The sequence below is a fragment of the Kitasatospora sp. MAA19 genome, from assembly GCF_029894125.1.
Classification (GTDB): Bacteria; Actinomycetota; Actinomycetes; order Streptomycetales; family Streptomycetaceae; genus Kitasatospora.
Genome location: NZ_JARXYZ010000008.1, coordinates 122475 through 138590, shown reverse-complemented (window position 1 = coordinate 138590; position 16116 = coordinate 122475). Strand labels below are relative to the sequence as shown.

20 protein-coding genes are annotated in these 16116 nt (G+C 72.2%); 10 read left to right on the top strand and 10 right to left on the bottom strand.

The features are described 5' to 3' along the window. The first annotated feature begins 80 nt into the window (after positions 1–80). Positions 81–722 carry a TetR/AcrR family transcriptional regulator gene (locus tag P3T27_RS15325; protein WP_280678581.1) on the top strand — a complete coding sequence of 214 codons (642 nt, stop codon included), beginning with the start codon at positions 81–83 and terminating at the stop codon, positions 720–722. Between the two features lie 27 nt (positions 723–749). On the opposite strand, the gene P3T27_RS15320 is transcribed toward P3T27_RS15325, so the two are convergent. From P3T27_RS15320 to P3T27_RS15305, 4 genes are all read right to left on the bottom strand, one after another. After that, entirely contained in the window at positions 750–1280 is a 531-nt protein-coding gene (locus P3T27_RS15320) for a GNAT family protein (protein WP_280678579.1), read from the bottom strand. A 134-nt stretch (positions 1281–1414) separates the two neighbouring features. Continuing rightward, on the bottom strand, positions 1415–2122 hold the full coding sequence (locus P3T27_RS15315; RefSeq protein WP_280678578.1) for a hypothetical protein: 708 nt from the start codon (positions 2120–2122) through the stop codon (positions 1415–1417). Between the two features lie 235 nt (positions 2123–2357). Further along, positions 2358–2909 carry an RICIN domain-containing protein gene (locus tag P3T27_RS15310; protein ID WP_280678576.1) on the bottom strand — a complete coding sequence of 184 codons (552 nt, stop codon included), beginning with the start codon at positions 2907–2909 and terminating at the stop codon, positions 2358–2360. A 111-nt stretch (positions 2910–3020) separates the two neighbouring features. After that, a complete protein-coding gene (locus P3T27_RS15305) occupies positions 3021–5972 on the bottom strand; it encodes a BTAD domain-containing putative transcriptional regulator (protein WP_280678574.1) in 2952 nt (983 codons plus the stop codon). A gap of 131 nt (positions 5973–6103) precedes the next feature. Here P3T27_RS15305 and P3T27_RS15300 point away from each other — a divergent pair, with 131 nt between their 5' ends. Continuing rightward, positions 6104–7561: a BTAD domain-containing putative transcriptional regulator gene (locus tag P3T27_RS15300; protein WP_280678573.1), complete on the top strand. Its 1458-nt coding sequence runs from the start codon at positions 6104–6106 to the stop codon at positions 7559–7561. Between the two features lie 104 nt (positions 7562–7665). Here the strand turns inward: P3T27_RS15300 and P3T27_RS15295 are convergent, their stop codons facing one another. Next, a complete protein-coding gene (locus P3T27_RS15295) occupies positions 7666–8142 on the bottom strand; it encodes a hypothetical protein (RefSeq protein WP_280678571.1) in 477 nt (158 codons plus the stop codon). A gap of 139 nt (positions 8143–8281) precedes the next feature. After that, entirely contained in the window at positions 8282–8923 is a 642-nt protein-coding gene (locus tag P3T27_RS15290; RefSeq protein WP_280678569.1) for an NAD(P)H-binding protein, read from the bottom strand. A gap of 96 nt (positions 8924–9019) precedes the next feature. On the opposite strand from P3T27_RS15290, the gene P3T27_RS15285 reads away from it, so the two are divergent. The 3 genes from P3T27_RS15285 to P3T27_RS15275 all read left to right on the top strand — a co-directional run bounded on the left by P3T27_RS15285 (position 9020) and on the right by P3T27_RS15275 (position 10973). Next, positions 9020–9382, top strand: a complete 363-nt coding sequence (locus P3T27_RS15285) for a helix-turn-helix domain-containing protein (protein ID WP_280678567.1) — start codon at positions 9020–9022, stop codon at positions 9380–9382. A gap of 142 nt (positions 9383–9524) precedes the next feature. Beyond that, positions 9525–10109, top strand: a complete 585-nt coding sequence (locus P3T27_RS15280; RefSeq protein ID WP_280678565.1) for a DinB family protein — start codon at positions 9525–9527, stop codon at positions 10107–10109. A 45-nt stretch (positions 10110–10154) separates the two neighbouring features. Beyond that, positions 10155–10973: an IS5 family transposase gene (locus P3T27_RS15275; RefSeq protein ID WP_280678563.1), complete on the top strand. Its 819-nt coding sequence runs from the start codon at positions 10155–10157 to the stop codon at positions 10971–10973. Positions 10974–11054: 81 nt separating this feature from the next. Here the strand turns inward: P3T27_RS15275 and P3T27_RS15270 are convergent, their stop codons facing one another. Together P3T27_RS15270 and P3T27_RS15265 are read right to left on the bottom strand one after the other, a co-directional pair. Then, on the bottom strand, positions 11055–11255 hold the full coding sequence (locus P3T27_RS15270; protein WP_280678561.1) for a DUF397 domain-containing protein: 201 nt from the start codon (positions 11253–11255) through the stop codon (positions 11055–11057). 10 nt (positions 11256–11265) lie between these two features. Beyond that, positions 11266–12156 (bottom strand): helix-turn-helix transcriptional regulator, encoded by an 891-nt coding sequence (locus tag P3T27_RS15265; RefSeq protein WP_280678559.1) that lies wholly within the window; start codon positions 12154–12156, stop codon positions 11266–11268. Positions 12157–12333: 177 nt separating this feature from the next. On the opposite strand from P3T27_RS15265, the gene P3T27_RS15260 reads away from it, so the two are divergent. From P3T27_RS15260 to P3T27_RS15240, 5 genes are all read left to right on the top strand, one after another. Next, positions 12334–12705 (top strand): ATP-binding protein, encoded by a 372-nt coding sequence (locus P3T27_RS15260; RefSeq protein ID WP_280678557.1) that lies wholly within the window; start codon positions 12334–12336, stop codon positions 12703–12705. Positions 12706–12725: 20 nt separating this feature from the next. Then, the gene (locus P3T27_RS15255) at positions 12726–12959 is read left to right on the top strand and encodes a hypothetical protein (protein WP_280678555.1); all 234 of its coding nucleotides are present in this window, start codon (positions 12726–12728) and stop codon (positions 12957–12959) included. Positions 12960–13064: 105 nt separating this feature from the next. Beyond that, positions 13065–13412: a hypothetical protein gene (locus tag P3T27_RS15250; protein ID WP_280678553.1), complete on the top strand. Its 348-nt coding sequence runs from the start codon at positions 13065–13067 to the stop codon at positions 13410–13412. 78 nt (positions 13413–13490) lie between these two features. After that, positions 13491–13691, top strand: a complete 201-nt coding sequence (locus tag P3T27_RS15245) for a hypothetical protein (RefSeq protein WP_280678551.1) — start codon at positions 13491–13493, stop codon at positions 13689–13691. A 102-nt stretch (positions 13692–13793) separates the two neighbouring features. Beyond that, positions 13794–14198, top strand: coding sequence for a DUF3052 domain-containing protein (locus P3T27_RS15240; RefSeq protein WP_280678549.1), 405 nt, complete (start codon positions 13794–13796; stop codon positions 14196–14198). A 100-nt stretch (positions 14199–14298) separates the two neighbouring features. Here the strand turns inward: P3T27_RS15240 and P3T27_RS15235 are convergent, their stop codons facing one another. Together P3T27_RS15235 and P3T27_RS15230 are read right to left on the bottom strand one after the other, a co-directional pair. Continuing rightward, positions 14299–14952 (bottom strand): CatB-related O-acetyltransferase, encoded by a 654-nt coding sequence (locus tag P3T27_RS15235; protein WP_280678547.1) that lies wholly within the window; start codon positions 14950–14952, stop codon positions 14299–14301. Between the two features lie 264 nt (positions 14953–15216). Then, on the bottom strand, positions 15217–15933 hold the full coding sequence (locus P3T27_RS15230; protein WP_280678545.1) for a chitinase: 717 nt from the start codon (positions 15931–15933) through the stop codon (positions 15217–15219). Positions 15934–16116 lie beyond the last annotated feature (183 nt).

Sequence of the window (16116 nt, the reverse complement as noted above, 5' to 3'; positions counted from 1 at the left end):
TGGCAAGCTCGGGTCCGACGGGCCCGGGATAGACTACACCGGGTAGTTTTCGACGGTTTCAGCAGATGGGAAGTGGCGCCGTGGCGACGACGGGCGGAGCGGGGCGGCCGGAGAAGCGCAAGGCGATCACGCGGGCCGCGACGGCGGTGTTCGGGCGCGAGGGCTACGTCCGGGCCAGCATGGACGCGATCGCCGCGGAGGCCGGGGTGTCCAAGCGGACGGTCTACAACCACTTCGCCGACAAGGAGACCCTCTTCCTCTCCGTCGCGCTCCTGAACTCGGCCGAACTGACCGAGGCCATCCGGGAGTTGATGGAGAAGCACCTCGACCGGGTGGTGGACCTGCGCCAGGACCTCACCGACTTCGCGGTCGAGCGGGCCCGGGCCGTCCTGTCGGCGGGGGACCACGGCGCGCTCGGCCGGGCCATCCGCGCCGAGGTGGCCAACATCCCGGCCGACGTCCTGGAGGCGTGGCTGGAGGCCGGCCCGATCGCCTCCCACCGCGACCTCGCGGAGCACTTCGAGGCGATCGCGGGCCGGGGGCTGCTGGCCGTCGACGACCCCGCGCAGGCCGCCGAGCGGTTCACCCTGCTGACCTTCCACGGCGTCGCCGAGCGCTCGTTCTGGGGCGCGCTCCCGGTGACGGACGAGGACGTCGTGCGGATCGCGCAGGAAGGCGTCGACGCCTTCCTGCGGATCTACCGGGCGCCGGCGGCCGGGTGAACCCGGACGCCGGGGAGGTCGGCCGGGTCAGGGCGTCCATTCGTGGGCGAGCAGGCCGAGGACGGTCTGGTCCGCGAAGCCCTCGTCGGTCCAGTGGCAGGCGCGCAGGGTGCCCTCGACGGTGAAGCCGGCGCGGCGGGCGGCTCCCAGCATCGGCGCGTTGTCGGCGAGCGTCTCCAGTTGGAGCCGCTGGAGGCCGAGCGTTCGGAAGCCGTAGCGGCAGAGGGTGCGCAGGGTGTCGGTGGCGAGGCCGCGGCCGCGGTGCGCGGGGCGCAGCGCGAGGCCGAGGTGGGCGCAGCGGTTGTGGGTGTCGATGCCCCAGAGCAGCGCCTCGCCCGCGAGTTCGCCGGTGGCCTGTTCGGTGACGGAGAAGCAGGCGGCGTCGTCGGTCGGTGCGGTGACGGTGTAGGGGGAGTGCGGGGAGTCGGGCGGGAGGGGGCGCCACGGCCGGTTGTCGGCGCGGGTGCGGGTGGCGACGTCGTCGTACAGCTCGGACTGGAGGACGGGGATGTCGTCCTGTCGCCGGGCACGGAGGGTGATGTGGGAGCCCTGTAGCATGTCACATTGTCTATCAGGGTGAGGGTGGTCCACGCCTCCGATTTCCGGGCGCCCGAGGGCGGCGGCCGGGTGAACCCGGACGCCGGGCGGGAAGGCGGCGTGCGGCCGCCCTTCCCGCCCGGCGTCCGTGCGGATCACTTCCAGTCGATGCCCTTGCCGATGGTGTACGGCTCGCCCCAGTACTCGGCGCCCGCGACCTTCGAGGCTGCCGGGGAGAGCGCCACCGCACAGGCGGTGGCGGACTGGCCGTTGGTGAAGCCCGTCGGCAGCGAGCTGCTCGGGCACTTGGCGAAGCTGCCGATGATCAGCAGGTCCTGCGCCTCGGTGCCGTCCGCGAGCAGGCCCTTCATGTGGCCGACGCTGGTGTACGACAGGTCGGTGGTGCCGGCGTTGGTGATCTTGTAGTGGATGTAGTACGGCACCAGGCCCTTCGCCTTGTCGCCGAGCTTGAGGGCGGTGAGGTCGCCCGGGTCGCCCTGCTCGATCGAGGTGACGGCCAGTGAGATGGTGCCCTTGGTGCTGCCCGAGGTGAACGGCAGCTGGACGGCCTCGCCGAGCTTGACGGTCGTCCCGGGCGCCGCGGTCGCCCCGCCGCCGGCTGCCGGGGGCGCGCCGGCCGCCGGGGTGGTGGCCGGGGCGGCGGGGGTGGTGGGCGCGGCCGGGGTGGTGGCCGGGCTGGTCGGCGCGGCGGCCGCAGTGGTGGGCGCGGTGGTCGCCGGCGGCGGGGTCTTCGCCGTGTCGGACGACGCCGCGTCGTCGTTGCAGGCGGTCAGGGTGAGCGCGCCGACCGCGACCAGTCCGGCCAGTACCGCCGCGTTCTTGCTCGTGCCGATGAGCTTCATGTGGTGTCCCCCGTATCTTCGGGCCGCCGGACGGGCGGCCCTTCCGAGGGATGTTCCTAGCGTAGGGCGGGGGTCCGGCACCACTTTTTGGCGGCCTCTTGACCCTGCCGTGACGAGTCCCACGTGCCACCGTGACGACGGATACGGGACTGTGACACAGCGTCGGGGGCGCGGCCGGTGGAGGGCCGGTCCGCTCGTCGGCGCCGACGAGCGGACCGGGGTCGGGGGCCGTGGATCAGCCGAGCCGCCAGCGCTGGGCCGGGTCGTTGCCGTCGCAGGCGGTCACCGAGGTGTACTGGGCGACGCCGTTGGACTTGAGGCACTGGCCGGTGGCCGCGTTCTGGATCAGGTACCAGCCGCGGTCCTCGGCGGTCCGGCGCCACTTCTGATTGGCCGCCATCCAGTCGCCGGCCGGGCGGTTGAGACCGTCCAGGCCGCCGGGGGTGTCCCAGAGCTGGACGGCGCCCGAGCCGGTGTCGAGGTCGACGACCTTGCTCCCGTGGGAGATGGCGGTGGTGCCGTCGCAGTAGCCCCAGAAGGACCAGGTCTGCGCGGGGCTCTGGTTGGCGGTGTAGACGCCGACCCGCCGGCCGTTGGCCTCGTCGTCGGACGGCAGGTCGAGGGCGCCGCCGGCGCCGTTGTAGACGGAGGTGAAGGTCGCCACGTTCGGCGGCAGCTCGCAGCCGGCGGCGTGCGCGGCCGGGGCGACGACCACGACCGCCCCCGCGACGGCCGTGGCGGCGCCGAGTCCGGCGAGGATCCTGCGGGTACGGGTGAGGGCTCTCATCTGGGTTCTCCTTCGCACGGCCGCGGTTCGCGACCTGACGGGAGAGAAGGTCGCGGACCGCGGTAGACAAGCCGTCAACGCTTGGTGCACGCCTGGCCCGGAACGACGGCGTCAGGGCTGCGGCAGGGCCTCCAGCAGCGTCCTGGTCCGGTCGGCGTCCTCGCCGAGCCCGAGCCGCTCGTACACCTCCAGCGCGTCGGCCAGGCAGGCCCGGGCCTGGCGGGGGCGGCCGAGGCCGGTGAGCGCGGTGCCCAGGGTGCGCAGCAGTGCGGCCTCCAGGACGGCGCTGGTGCGGCGGGCGAGCGGCAGCGCCGCCTCGGCGGCGTCGGCGGCGAGCAGCCAGCGGCCGGCCTCGGCGTGGATCCGGGCGGCGAGGTCGCCGGCCGCCGCCTCGAACACCGTCACCTGGAGCGCGGCGAACTCGTCCCGGGCGCCGAGCGCGTGGGCGAGCGCCGCCTCCGGGTCGCCGCACAGCCGCAGCACCCGGGCCAGGTAGTAGCGGCCGGTGGCGGCGGACACCGGACCGGAGCCGCTCATCAGGCGGGCGCAGCGCTCGGCCGCGTCCCGGGCCTCGGCGAGCCGGCCGGTGTGGGCGCAGCTGAACGCGAACTCGCCGAGCGCGCTGCCCTCGGAGCGTTCGGCGCCGAGGCGGTGGAACAGGTCGGCGGCGCGGCCGGCGTGCTCGGCGGCGTCGGCGTAGCGGCCGCGGATGCGGGCGTTGCCGCCGAGGGTGAGCAGGGCCTTGGCGAGGACGCGGAGGGTGGGGCCCCCGCCGCCGAGGGCGTCGTCGCCGTCGCACAGGGCCACCGCCTGGCGGATCTCCTGCTCGGACTCGGCGTAGCGGTTGATGTGCCAGAGCATGCTGCCGCGCACGTAGCGGGCGAGGGCGAGCGGGCCGTGGTCGTCGCGGGCGGCGGCCTCCCGGGCGATGCGGTCGGCGAGGTCGGCGATGTCGCTGGTCTGGGTGCGTTCGGCGAGCACCGCGCTCATCCGGTCGGCGAGTTCGGCCGCCCGGTCGAGCGGCAGCGCCGGGTCCGCGCAGCTCAGGGCGATGGCGGCGGCGTGCACGCCGGCCTGTTCGCGCATCCAGCGCACCGCGGCCGGCCCGTCCGGCAGCGTCCGGCCCGGGGAGCGGACGGTCGCGCCGAGCAGGCTGAGCTCGACCGGGTCGGCCTTGCGGGCGGCGAGGTCGGCGTTGCGGGCGGTGGCCAGGCAGTAGTCGACCAGCCGGTCGGCGGCGGCGGTGCGCTCGGCGGCGGGTTCCTCGGTGGCGAGCCGGCCGCGCGCGTAGTCGCGGACCAGGTCGTGGAAGCCGTAGCGGCCGAAGCCGGGGGAGTGCAGCAGGTTGAGGTCGACGAGGGCTTCGAGGAGTTCGTCGGCCTCGGTCTCGGTGCGGTCGAGCAGTGCGGCGGCGCAGGGCAGCGGGATGTCGGGGGCGTCGGGCAGGGACAGCAGGCGGAAGGCGCGGGCCGTCTCGGCGTCGAGGCGGTGGTAGGAGAGGGCGAAGGTGGCCTCCACCGTCCGTTCGCCGTCGCTCAGTTCGGCCAGCCGGTGCTCCTGGCGCAGCCCCTCGGCGAGCGCCGCCAGGGTGAGCGCGGGGTCGGCGGTCAGCCGCGAGGCGGCGATCCGGACCGCGAGCGGCAGCAGCCCGCAGGCCCGGACGACCTCCTCGGCGGCCGCGGGTTCGGCGGCGACGCGCTCGGCGCCGACGATCCGGGTCAGCAGTTCCAGTGCCTGCCCGGGCGGCAGGGTGTCCAGGCGCAGGTGGTGCGCCCCGGCGAGGCCGGCCAGCCGGACGCGGCTGGTGACGAGGACGGCGCAGCCGGACGAGCCGGGCAGCAGCGGCTCGACCTGGTCGAGGGTGGCGGCGTTGTCGAGGACGACGAGGACCCGCCGCCCGGCCAGCGCCGAGCGGTAGAGGGCGGAGCGCTCCCCGGTGTCCGGCGGGATCTCCTCGGCGGCCACGCCGAGGGCGCGCAGGAAGCCGGCGAGTACCGCGCCCGGGGCCGGGGGCGTCCGGTCGGCGCCGCGCAGGTCCGCGAAGAGCCGCCCGTCGGGGTAGCGCTCGGGCACCTGCCGGGCGACGTGCACGGCCAGCGTGGTCTTGCCGACCCCGCCCATGCCGTCCAGCGCGGAGACCACCACGGCCCGCCCGCCGGCGCCGGCGAGGCGGTCCACGAGCGTCTCGACCTCCTCGGTGCGGCCGGTGAAGTCGGCCAGACCGGAGGGCAGTTGGTCGGGCGGCTGCCAGCCGGCGGCGGGTTCGGCGCGGGTGGCGGCGGCGGAGGCGGGCAGCAGCGCCGGGTCCTCGCGCAGGATCCGCAGCTGCAGCGCGGCCGGGCCGTCCTCGCCCGGCGGCAGCCAGCGGCGGGCGTCCTCGTACACGGCGAGCGCCTCGGCCTTGCGGCCCGCCTGGTAGAGGGCGCGCATCAGGGCGGCGGTCAGCCGGGGCCGGCCCGGGTGCTCCAGGGCCAGCGCGGCGGCCTCCGCCGTCAGGCCGGTGCGGTCGCCGATCTCCGCGTCAAGCTCCAGCTGCGCCTCCTTGGCGGAAAGTCGCTGCTCGGTGAGGACGGCCCGGACGGCCTCGGCGTGCGGCCCGGGCAGCCCGGCCAGCGGCTCGCCGACCCACAGCCGCTGCGCCGCCTGCAGCACCTCCCGGACCTCCGCCGGGGGCGCCTGCCGGTCGCGCAGCCGTCCGGCCTCGGCCAGCAGCGCCTCCCAGCGGGCCGAGTCCACCTCCGCCCCGGGCACCCGCAGCGCGTACCCGTCGCCGACCCGCACCAGCGGCATCCGCTCCGGATCCGGCCCCGTGTACGGCTTGAACGCCACGCGCAGCCGGGAGACGGCCACCTGGACGGCCTTGCGCGGATCGGCCGGCGCGGCTCCGCCCCACACCCCTTCCACCAGCACTGGCGTCGCCACCGTCCGTCCGGCGGCGCTCAGCAGCACCGCCAGGACGGCCCGCTGCTGCGGTCGGCCCAGCTCGATCTCCCGCTCCCCGTACCAGGCCCGCAGTGGTCCCAGCAGTCCGAACCGCAGCCCGGATTCCCCCATGTCAACCATGTCCCGTCCCCGAATGTCGCCGTGTGTCCGGATCACGCCACTTCCGTACGGACGGTGACGCCCCCACGATCCGGGCACCTATGATCTGCCACAGATTGTGTACTGAAACTCATGGCTTCGGGGATGGGGACATGGGGCTCGATTTCCGTGTGTTGGGAGCGCTGCGCGCCTCGTGCGACGGCCGCGAGATCGACCTGGGCCGGCCGCAGCAGCGCGCCGTCCTCGCCGCCCTGCTGCTCGCCCCCGGCCAACTCGTGCCCACGGAGCGACTGGTCGAGGGCCTGTGGGGCGAGGACGACGGCCGCTGGCCCAAGGACCCGGTCGGCCAGATCGGCACCCACGCCCACCGGCTGCGCCGCGCCCTCGACACCCCCGGACTGCTGGTCGCCACGGCCGGTGGCTACCGGCTGGCGGTGGAGCGTGCCGCCGTCGACCTGTTCCGCTACGAGGCCGGGGTGGGCGAGGCGGCCACGCTGCGCCACGACGACCCGGCGCGGGCCCGTGAACTGCTCGCCGGGGCGCTCGCGGTGTGGCGGGGGCGTGCGCTGGACGGCGTGCCCGGCGGCTTCGCCGAACGCGCCCGGGAGCGGCTGGCCGCCGGGCGCCACGCGGCGGTGAAGGTGCTGCACGACCTCGACCTCGCGCTCGGCCGGCACGCCGAGGCGCTGTCCGCGCTGGACGCGCTGGCCGCCGAGCACCCGCGCGACGAGGAGGTGCAGCGCCTGTACCTGCTGGCCCTGCACCGCTGTGGGCGGACGGCCGAGGCGCTGGCCGCCTTCGAGGCGCTGCGCGCGCGGCTGGACCGGGAGCTGGGGCTCGAACCGGCGCCGGCGGTGGTGGACCTGCACGCCCGCATCCGGCGGGGGGACGCTTCGCTGGCGGCGCCGGACGTCCCGGTGCCGCCGCGCCGGCCGCCCCGGCCCTGCCAGCTGCCGCCGGACATCCCCGACCTGGTGGGGCGCTCGGCGCAGCTGCGGCAGGCCGGGCGGGTGCTGCGGGAGCCGGGGGTCGGTGGCGCCGCACCGGTGCTGGGGCTGTCCGGTCCGGCCGGCAGCGGCACTTCGGCGCTCGCGGTGCATGTGGCGCATGCCGTTCAGGACGCCTTTCCGGACGGGCAGCTGTACGCGGCGGGAGGGGCGGCGGACCCGGGTGCCGCGCTGGCGGCGTTCCTGCGGGCGCTGGGGGAGCGGCCCCCGTACGGGGCGACGGTCGAGGAGATGTCCGCGCGCTACCGGTCCGCGCTGGACGGGCGGCGGGTGCTGGTCGTGCTCGACGGGGTCGGCGAGGTGGCGCCGCTGCTGCCGGCGGTGGCTGGCTGCGCGGCCGTCGTCGCGGGGGCGGAGCCGGGGGTCCTGCCGGGGGACGCGGTGAGGGTGGCGCTGGGGCCGCTGGAGCAGCACGATGCGCAGGAGCTGCTGGCCCGGATCGTCGGCGCCGACCGGATCCGCCGGGAGCCGGGCCCGGCGGCCGAGCTGGCCGAGATCTGCGGCTACCTGCCCGTCCTGCTGCGGACGGCGGCGACGCGGCTCGCGGCCCGGCCGCAGTGGTCGGTGGCCGACCTGGTCAGGTGGCTCGCCGAGCGGGGGTGAGGGGTGGGCACGGGGGTGCGGGCGCGCGCGTGTGGCCCCGGCCGACGGAGAACCGCCGGTCGGGGCCACGATGCGCGAGGTCACGCCGGAGCGGGCGGTGCCCGTCAGTACAGGTCCGACGACAGGAAGCGCGAGTAGGGGTCGCCCGTGTTGGCCCTGGGGAGCCGACCGCTGCCCCAGGTGACGCCGACGGCGCCCGAGTCGTTCACCACCAGCTTGGCGTGCGGGTGGCCGTCCGTGCCGAGGGCCCAGCAGACGCCGCCGGAGGCGGAGTAGACGACGAGGTTCCCGTCGGACTGCATGACGGTCTTGTAGCCGCAGTTCGTGGTACCGGACCTGAACGGGACCTTCGGACTGGCGGTGTTGAAGTCCTGGTAGATGACCAGGTCGCCGTCCGCCTGCATGATCAGCCGGGTGGTGTACGAGTCGACGTGCCAGCCCGCGTAGAGCGGCTCGTCGTCCCAGATGCTGTGGCTGGTCGGGTCGTACGCGGCCTGCGCGGTGCCCGCCGTCGCCATCGTCCCGGCCAGGGCCAGTGCGCCGGTTGCTGCGGCCAGCGCCATGTGCCGTATTGCCTTCATCCCCGTGTGCCTTCCTCATCCATGTTCGCGCCCGTGAACGTTCGGGGCGCCCCGTGGAACTGACCATGGACCAAGGCGGTAGACAAACGATGAACGCCCCCGTTGATCCGCCGTCCTGCCCACCATGCCGGTCACGCCGTCAGTGCGAAACCGCCCACTGCACCCCGCGATGCTTCGGCGTCTCGATCTCGTCCAGCAGTGCCACCGCGAGGTCCTGGTGCGAGATGCGCCCCTGCCCCACCACGGCACCGACCGCGCTCGTGTAGTGCCCGGTGGCCTCGGCCTGCGCGTTCAGGTCCAGCGGGGGGACCACCATCAGCCAGTCGAGCTCGGTCGCGGCCGTCCGCAGCAGCTCGAACTCCGCCACGTGCCCCTGGGAGAACAGCCGGTACTCGTCGGGGAACTGCGGATCGTCCATCACCCGCACGCCTGGCGAGGTTTCCAGCGTCGTCGCGATGCCCAGGACCAGGAGCCGCTTCACCCCCGTCCGCCCGAGCCCGTCGACCAGAGCCCGCGCGGCCGCCGTGAAGTACTCCTCGGCGGGCAGGTCCAACCGGGCCGAGGCATTCACGGCGGCATCGTGCCCCGCCGCGACCACGGCCACCGACTCGGCGTCGGTCGCGTCGCCCCGTACCACGGTGACAGCATCCGAAGTGCCAAGCTCCGCGTACTTGCCGGGGTCCCGCACCACTGCGGTCACCGAGTGTCCGCGCCGTACGGCTTCAGCCACTGCCGCGCGGCCCACGCGTCCGCCCGCCCCGAAGATCACGATCCTGCTCATGGGTCCTCCTCTGGATTGCCCGTTCGGGCCTGGTGTGCGAGACGGTAGGCGGGAGGTGGCCGGTTACTGCAACGGAACCGGCTCTATCGTCGGGGTATGAGCGCGCCCCTGAACGCCGACCTGTTCGACCCGTTTTGCAGCCACCGCATGCCGATCCGGGTCGGCGACAAGTGGAGCGGCATGATCCTGCGCTGCCTTGAGGACGGCCCGCGCCGGTTCACCGAGTTGAAGGTGCCGCTCAAAGGGGTCGCCCCGAAGGTGCTGACCGAGACGCTGCGTGCGATGGAGCGCGACGGTTGGCTGACCCGGACCGCGTACGACGAGAACCCGCCGCGAGTGGAGTACGCCCTCACCGAGCTCGGGCGGTCGCTGCTCGGCCCGATGGACGTTGCCTGCGCGTGGGCACGCGAGCACCTCGACGATCTCCCGCGCATCGGGGACCGCACGCACCCGGCTTAGAGGTCGTCTCACGTGGCAAGTTTCGCGAGCTTCTTGTAGGAGGTCAGGGCGGTGGCCATGGCCAGGCCTCGGCTCTGCCAGTCGTTGCGGACCACGTACGGGATCTTGAGACCACGAGCAGCCCATGGCAGGCTGATACCGCATGATCGATGAATTCGCGAAAGACAACCTGCACGGGAGACTGCGGCGGGACCGCAAGGCGCTGCTCTGGAAACTCGACGGCTTGTCCGAATACGACGCCCGCCGGCCTTTGACAGCGACCGGGACCAACCTCCTCGGCCTGGTCAAACACGTGGCCACCGTCGAGGCCAGGTACTTCGGCGAGGTCTTCGACCGCCCTGCCCCGGAACCGCTGCCCCGGTGGCAGGACTCCAACGGCAGCGATCTGTGGGCGACCGAGGACGAGACCCGCGATCAGATCATCGGGTTCTACCGGCGCACGTGGGAACACTCGGACGCGACGATCAACGAGCTTCCCCTCGACGCCCCCGGCCACGTGCCGTGGTGGCCGGAGCCTCATGCCGACACGAACCTGTTCGCCGTCATGGTCCATGTCCTCGGCGAGTCCATCCGGCATGCCGGGCACGCCGATATCCTGCGCGAGGGCCTCGACGGCCGGACCGGGTTGCGCGCCGAACACGAGAAGCAGATCGACGAGCAAGCCCGTGCAGCGTACTGCGCGAAGATCGAGCAGGCCGCCAGGTCGGCCGCACCAATCAAGGCTTAGAGGTCGTCTCACGTGACTTGATGTTCGTGCGGCATGATGCCGGTCGTGGGTGCTGATCTATCGAAGCGTCTGGTTCCTGATGAACTCTGGGAGCTGGCCGCCCGGTTGCTGCCGTCGTTCGCTGCTCGTCCGCAAGGTGGTGGGACCGCTCCGTGTGACGAGCGGGCCGTGTTCACGGCAGTGGTGTACGCGCTGACCAGCGGCTGTGCCTGGCGGCATCTGCCGCCGACGTTCGGCACGTCGCCCGCCACCGCGCATCGTCGCTTCACGGTATGGACCCGAGGCCGGCCTGTGGCGTCGGCTGCACCGGGCGGTGCTGGACGAACTCGGGGCCCGCGGAGAGGTGGACTGGACCTCGGCGATCGTCGACGCGGCCTCCGTTCGCGCCAAAAGGGGGGATCGCTGACCGGGCCGAACCCGGTCGATCGCGGCAAGAAGGGCAGCAAGCTGCACGTGTTGTCCGATGCCCAGGGCATCCCGCTTGCCGTCGCCGTGTACGGCGCGAACATGCACGACAGCCTCGCCCTCAAGCCGCTCATCCGCGGCATACCCGCCGTCCGGTCCCGCCGGGGACCACGGCGGCGCCGACCCGTCGAACTCCGCGCGGACAAGGCGTACTTCTCCGCCGAACATCTGGCCTGGCTGCGCGAGCGCGGGCTCGTCGCGCGCATCGCGCGGCCCGGCATCGAGTCCGGCGAACGCCTCGGTCGGCACCGCCGGAAGATCGAACGGTCGATCGCCTGGCTCTTCGGCTACCGCCGCCTCACCGTCCGATACGAACGAAAGGGCTCGCACTTCCTCGCCTTCCTCGGCCTGGCCGCCGCCCTGACCTGCTACAAGAAGCTCGCGAAACGTGCCACGTGAGACAACCGCTTAGCTCATGGGCGGACGAGGCGGCAGCGCCCCGCCCGCTCGTTGGGCTCCAACGAGCGGGCGGGGAGGGGGTCAGAGGAGGTGGTCGAACTCGCCGGCCTTGGCGCCGAGGATGAAGGCGCGGAGCTTGGTGGCGGTGGTGGTGATGACGATGGAGGGGTCGTCGGATTCGCGGAGGTGGCGGATGTCGTCGGCGCTAGCGGCAAGCTCAAGGCAGTTATTGCCTCCCTCGGCATTGCTGTATGACGACTTCTGCCAGGAGAAGTTGGACATCGTGCGCCTTTCACGACTGGAGTAGATAGAGAAGATGATGCAGGACTCCCCACGACTCGCGGTTGGGGAGTCCGCGCAGCGCCGTTTCCCGATCCGCTCTCGGCAAAGCGTGTGCGCTGAGCTGCTGGAACATCTGGCCGTAGGCCGCCAGCTCAACAGGGTCGCCAATATGCTCGGCCCTCTTCGGACCATCCAGAATGACGGTTGCGAGTTCTCGGCAGCTGGGATCACAGAGCAGGAAAGAGCGCGAGAAGGGTGCATGCTTCGGAGCGGTGAACGGCAGCACCTGCATGTCGACGTTGGGAAGCTCGGCAATCTCAAGCAGATGCACGAGTTGGGCTCGCATGACCTCATCTCCGGCGAATCGCATGCGTAGCGCGGCCTCGTGGATAACGAAGCGGAACTGTCGCTGCTTCTCGTCAGTCAGGATCCGTTGCCGGTCCATGCGGAACTGAACCTGCGTTGTCGTGTCCCACTTCCCGTTCCTGGTGCCTCCGTTGTAGAGGGCCTCGGCATATTGGGGCAGTTGGAGTAGTCCGGGGATGTAGAGAGTCTCGTAGTTGTCGAGACGGGTTGCGCGGTCTTCGACCTCTGCCAGATCGAGCGAGAGGTCTGGCACCTTGCTCTTGTACTTGCTCCACCAGCCCTTGCCGTTGCTGGCGCCGAGACCCTGCAGCAGCTCGGCATAGGTGTTATCCGTGCACCCGTAGCCATCAAGCAGAACTGCGAGCCGTTCCGAGTCGAGTGCCGTGCGCGCGGCCTCGATGTGGCTGAGCTGCGGGCCGAGGATGCCGATGAGGGCGCCGGCATCCTTGACCGCCAGGCCTGCGGCCTCGCGTAGCCGCCTCAGCTCAGCGCCGAATCGCCGCTGCCGTTCGCTGATTTGGGTCCTGAGCGCCAAGGGGGGTTCCTTCCGTGTCGGGCCAGTCTCCACCCACACGAGTGAGCTTATCCAAGCTGGGTGGGCCTTCTTCGCGATGAGGTTGCACGCGTGAGCCATGAGGCCCTACTCTCAGTGTTGCACCGATCACATGACGGATCGTCAGTGGTTCCCCCCTCCTCTTTCCTGGGGCTTCTCATGTGTGCCTTCAACCCTCCCGACTGGACCGCCGCCCGCACCGAGCTGTGCGACCTCCTCACCTCCGCCGGGTGGCCGCCCTCCACCATCTCCGACGCCGAACTCGCCCTCCACGAACTCTTCTTCAACGCGTGGAAGCACGCCGGAAGCCCCGCGCCCCTCGTCGTCGTCGCCCTCCTGGACCGCAGGCTCCGTGTCTCGGTCTGCGACGACAGCCAGACCCTCCCGCCCGAGCCGCGCGCCCCCGCCGACCCCTACGCGCTCTCCGGCCGAGGCCTGCACCTTGTCCGTTCCCTCACCCACCGCTTCGGCACCGACCTGCGCAAGCAGGGCAAGGCCGTCTGGTTCGAGCTGCAGCTGGACGCCGCCTGATGATGAACCGCCGCCACCCCATGAAGCCCACGGACCCCCGGATTCGCCACTACACCGAGGCCCAGATCCGTACGCTCCTCGCCGAAGTCCACGAGCGGGGCCGCCGGTTCGGCCTGGTCTGGCCCTCCGCCACCACCGACACGACCATCGACGGCCGCGTGCTCGTCCGCTTCAACACCGCGCCCGCGTCGACCCTCCTCAACCTCCTGAACCTGCTCCTCGACGCCGAACGAGACGCCTCGTGCGATTTCTGATCGCGGCGGCCTTCGCTGTCCTCCTCGCCCTGGCGATCGCCACCGTCGTCCTGGGTGTCATCACCGCACTCAACGTTGCAAAGCCCGACGAGGAGGACCCCTGACATGCCCGGCCCCATGCCCGACCCCGACCCCTGCCCTGCACCGGACCCCCTGGCCAACGCCCTCGCCGCGACCCACTACGCCGTCGCGACCGCCTTCAACGCCCTCCTCCCCGGCACCGCCCCGCCCGTCCCCGATGACTTCGACTGGCGTGAACTCGAAGCCGTCATCTACCACCTGGGCTTCGCCGCCGACGAGTCCGACGCCGCCCTCAACCTCTACCGCCTGCTCGCCGCCGTCCAGCGGATCGCCTACCGCGAGGCCGCCGGCCGCAACTCCACGGGCCACCCGGCCCGCCTCAACCCCTGCACGCCCTCGGTGGGATTCACCCGTGGGGGTGGTGCCCGGTGAATGCCGCCGGCCGGGCCCCGCGCGGCCCCTAGCGTGGGCAGGGCCGAACGCCAGCCATCCCGGGGGAGGGGAGCCGACGTGTCCGACGTCGCCGAATACCTGATGCTCTACGTGGAGAACGGCACCGTCGTGGCCCACGACGCCGACCTCCGCCCGCACGCCTTCACGCTGCCGCCCGGCGACCTGGGTGCCACCATCGCCCGGGCCGACGCCACCGGCTGCACACAGCTCCTGCTCACCGTCAGCGCCTCCACGGTCGTCTCCTGCCGCGAGGTCTGACCTGCGTCAACGGCCGGGCGTGTTCCGGCTCGCCACCGTACGTGTCTGATTGGCTACCCGTGAGCGAGGCGGCAGGCGCCTCCGACCCAAGGGAAGACCGTCATGACGACAGAGCGCACCAACCCGGCGGCCCGGCTCGGGTTCGAGCCCGGCCAGGTCGTCCAGGAGATCGGCTACGACGACGATGTCGACCAGGACCTTCGCGAGGGCATCGAGTCGGTCATCGGCCAGGACCTCGTCGACGAGGACTACGACGACGTGGCCAACGTCGTCCTGCTCTGGTTCCGCGACGAGGACGGGGACCTCACCGACGCCCTGGTGGACGCCATCGGCCTCCTCGAAGAAGGCGGCACGATCTGGCTACTCACCCCGAAGGCCGGCCGGGACGGCTACATCGAGCCCAGCGACATCAGCGACGCCGCCCAGACCGCGGGCCTGTCCCAGGCCAGGTCGGTCAGCGTCGCCAAGGACTGGTCCGGCACCCGCCTCACCGCCCCCAAGCGCTGAGCCCCCGGTGGCGCAGGACGTCGGCTGGGCCGACTTCCTGCGCCACGCCGCCGCTCGGCTCGGCTCGGAGTCCTGCCGCCCGGCGGCGGGTCTTGGGACGCTACTCCGCCGCCCGGGCGGCCGCCGCCTTCGCCAGGTCGTCGACGCTGCCGGACATGATCGTGCGGATGTGTTCGGTGATCCGCTGGAGCGGCCAGTCCCACCAGGCCAGGGCCAGGAGGCGGTCGACGTCCGCATCGCCGTAGCGGCGGCGGATGAGACGGGCGGGGTTGCCGCCCACGATGCCGTAGTCGGGGACGTCGTCGACGACGACGGAGCCGGAGGCGATGATCGCCCCGTGACCGATGCGGACGCCGGGCATCACCATGGCCCCGTAGCCGAACCAGACGTCGTTGCCCACCACCGTGTCGCCCCGTCCGGTCAGGCCGGTGACGAGGTCGAAGTGCTCGGCCCAGGAGCCGCCCATGATCGGGAACGGGAACGTCGAGGGGCCGTCCATGCGGTGGTTGGCGCCGTTCATGATGAACCGCACGCCCGTGCCCAGCGCGCAGAACTTCCCGATGACCAGCTTCTCCGGCCCGTAGTGGTACAGCACGTTGCGGGTCTCGAAGGCGGTCGGGTCATCGGGATCGTCGTAGTAGGTGAACTCTCCGACCTCGATCAGCGGCGAGGTGACCAGCGGTTTCAGCAGCACCACCCGCGGCTGCTCGGGCATCGGATGGATCACGGTCGGGTCGGCGGGAACAGGTGGCATCGCGAAGTGCTTCCGTAGGCAACGAGGAGATCTGACGGTTCGTCGGGCGAGTGGCCGACCCGGAGATTCTGCGGCACGACCGGGGCCTTGCCGCAAGCCCCCCACCGGGCCGTATGTTGATCACGGCGAAGGGTGACGCCCTCCCCTCGCCCCCGTCATCCGCCGCACACCCATCACCGACGCCCCCCGCCGAAGCGGCGGTCCCGCCACACAGCTGTGCGCAGGACGTCGGCCGGGCCGACTTCCTGCGCACCGTCGGACGGGTCAGCAGGAGATGTTGCCGCCGCCGACGTCGGTGCCGAGGACACCGACGAACTTCTTGTACAGGTTGATGCGGTCGTTGCGCTCGTCCGGGTTCTTGCCGTCGCACTCCAGCGCGCCGTTGATGCTGCGGATGGTCTCGCCGAAGCCCTTGTTGTTGACGATGGCGTCGTGCGGGGTCATCGACCCGGCGCCGCTCTGGGTGTCCCAGAACCAGAGGGCGGTCTTCCAGGAGACGGCGGAGTTCCGCTCGACCTGGTAGGGGTCGTGCAGCAGGTCGATGTGCAGGGCGTCGCCGGCGGCCTTGTAGTTGAAGTTCCAGCTGATCTGCAGCGGCCCGCGCCCGTAGTAGGCGGCCTGGCCGGCCGGACAGCCGTACGGCTGGGAGGCGTCGCAGTAGTGGCTGTAGTTGGCGGTGTTCTGCTCGACGACGTACTTCAGCCCGCCGGTCTCGTGGCTGACGTTGGCGAGGAACGCCGCCGCCTCGCGCTTGCGGGTGGCGTCGTTGCCGGTGGTGGTGAACTTCGGATAGGCGCTGAGGGCGTCGACCAGGCCCTGGTAGGTGTAGAAGGCGTTCCGGCTCGGGAACATCTGGTTGAACTGGGACTCGCTGACCACGAACGAGCCGGCGGCGGTCGCCGGCGTGGCCTGCCCGGTCAGGGCGATGGTGCTCAGGACGGCGGCCGAGGCCACTGCGGACAGGGTGCGGGAGAGCTTCATCGTCACTACTCGCTCGGAATCGGGGCGGGTTGCTTCGGGGGCGAAGCGCCGGGGTCCATCGTGGTGGGCGCATTTCAGAGCAAGCGGTTCGCCGGTGCCCAAACCACTCGTTCGGGTCGTATCCGATCGAGGAGGTGAGAGGGATTCAGGCCATCTCCAGCTCGTCCGACACGCCGACAGGGT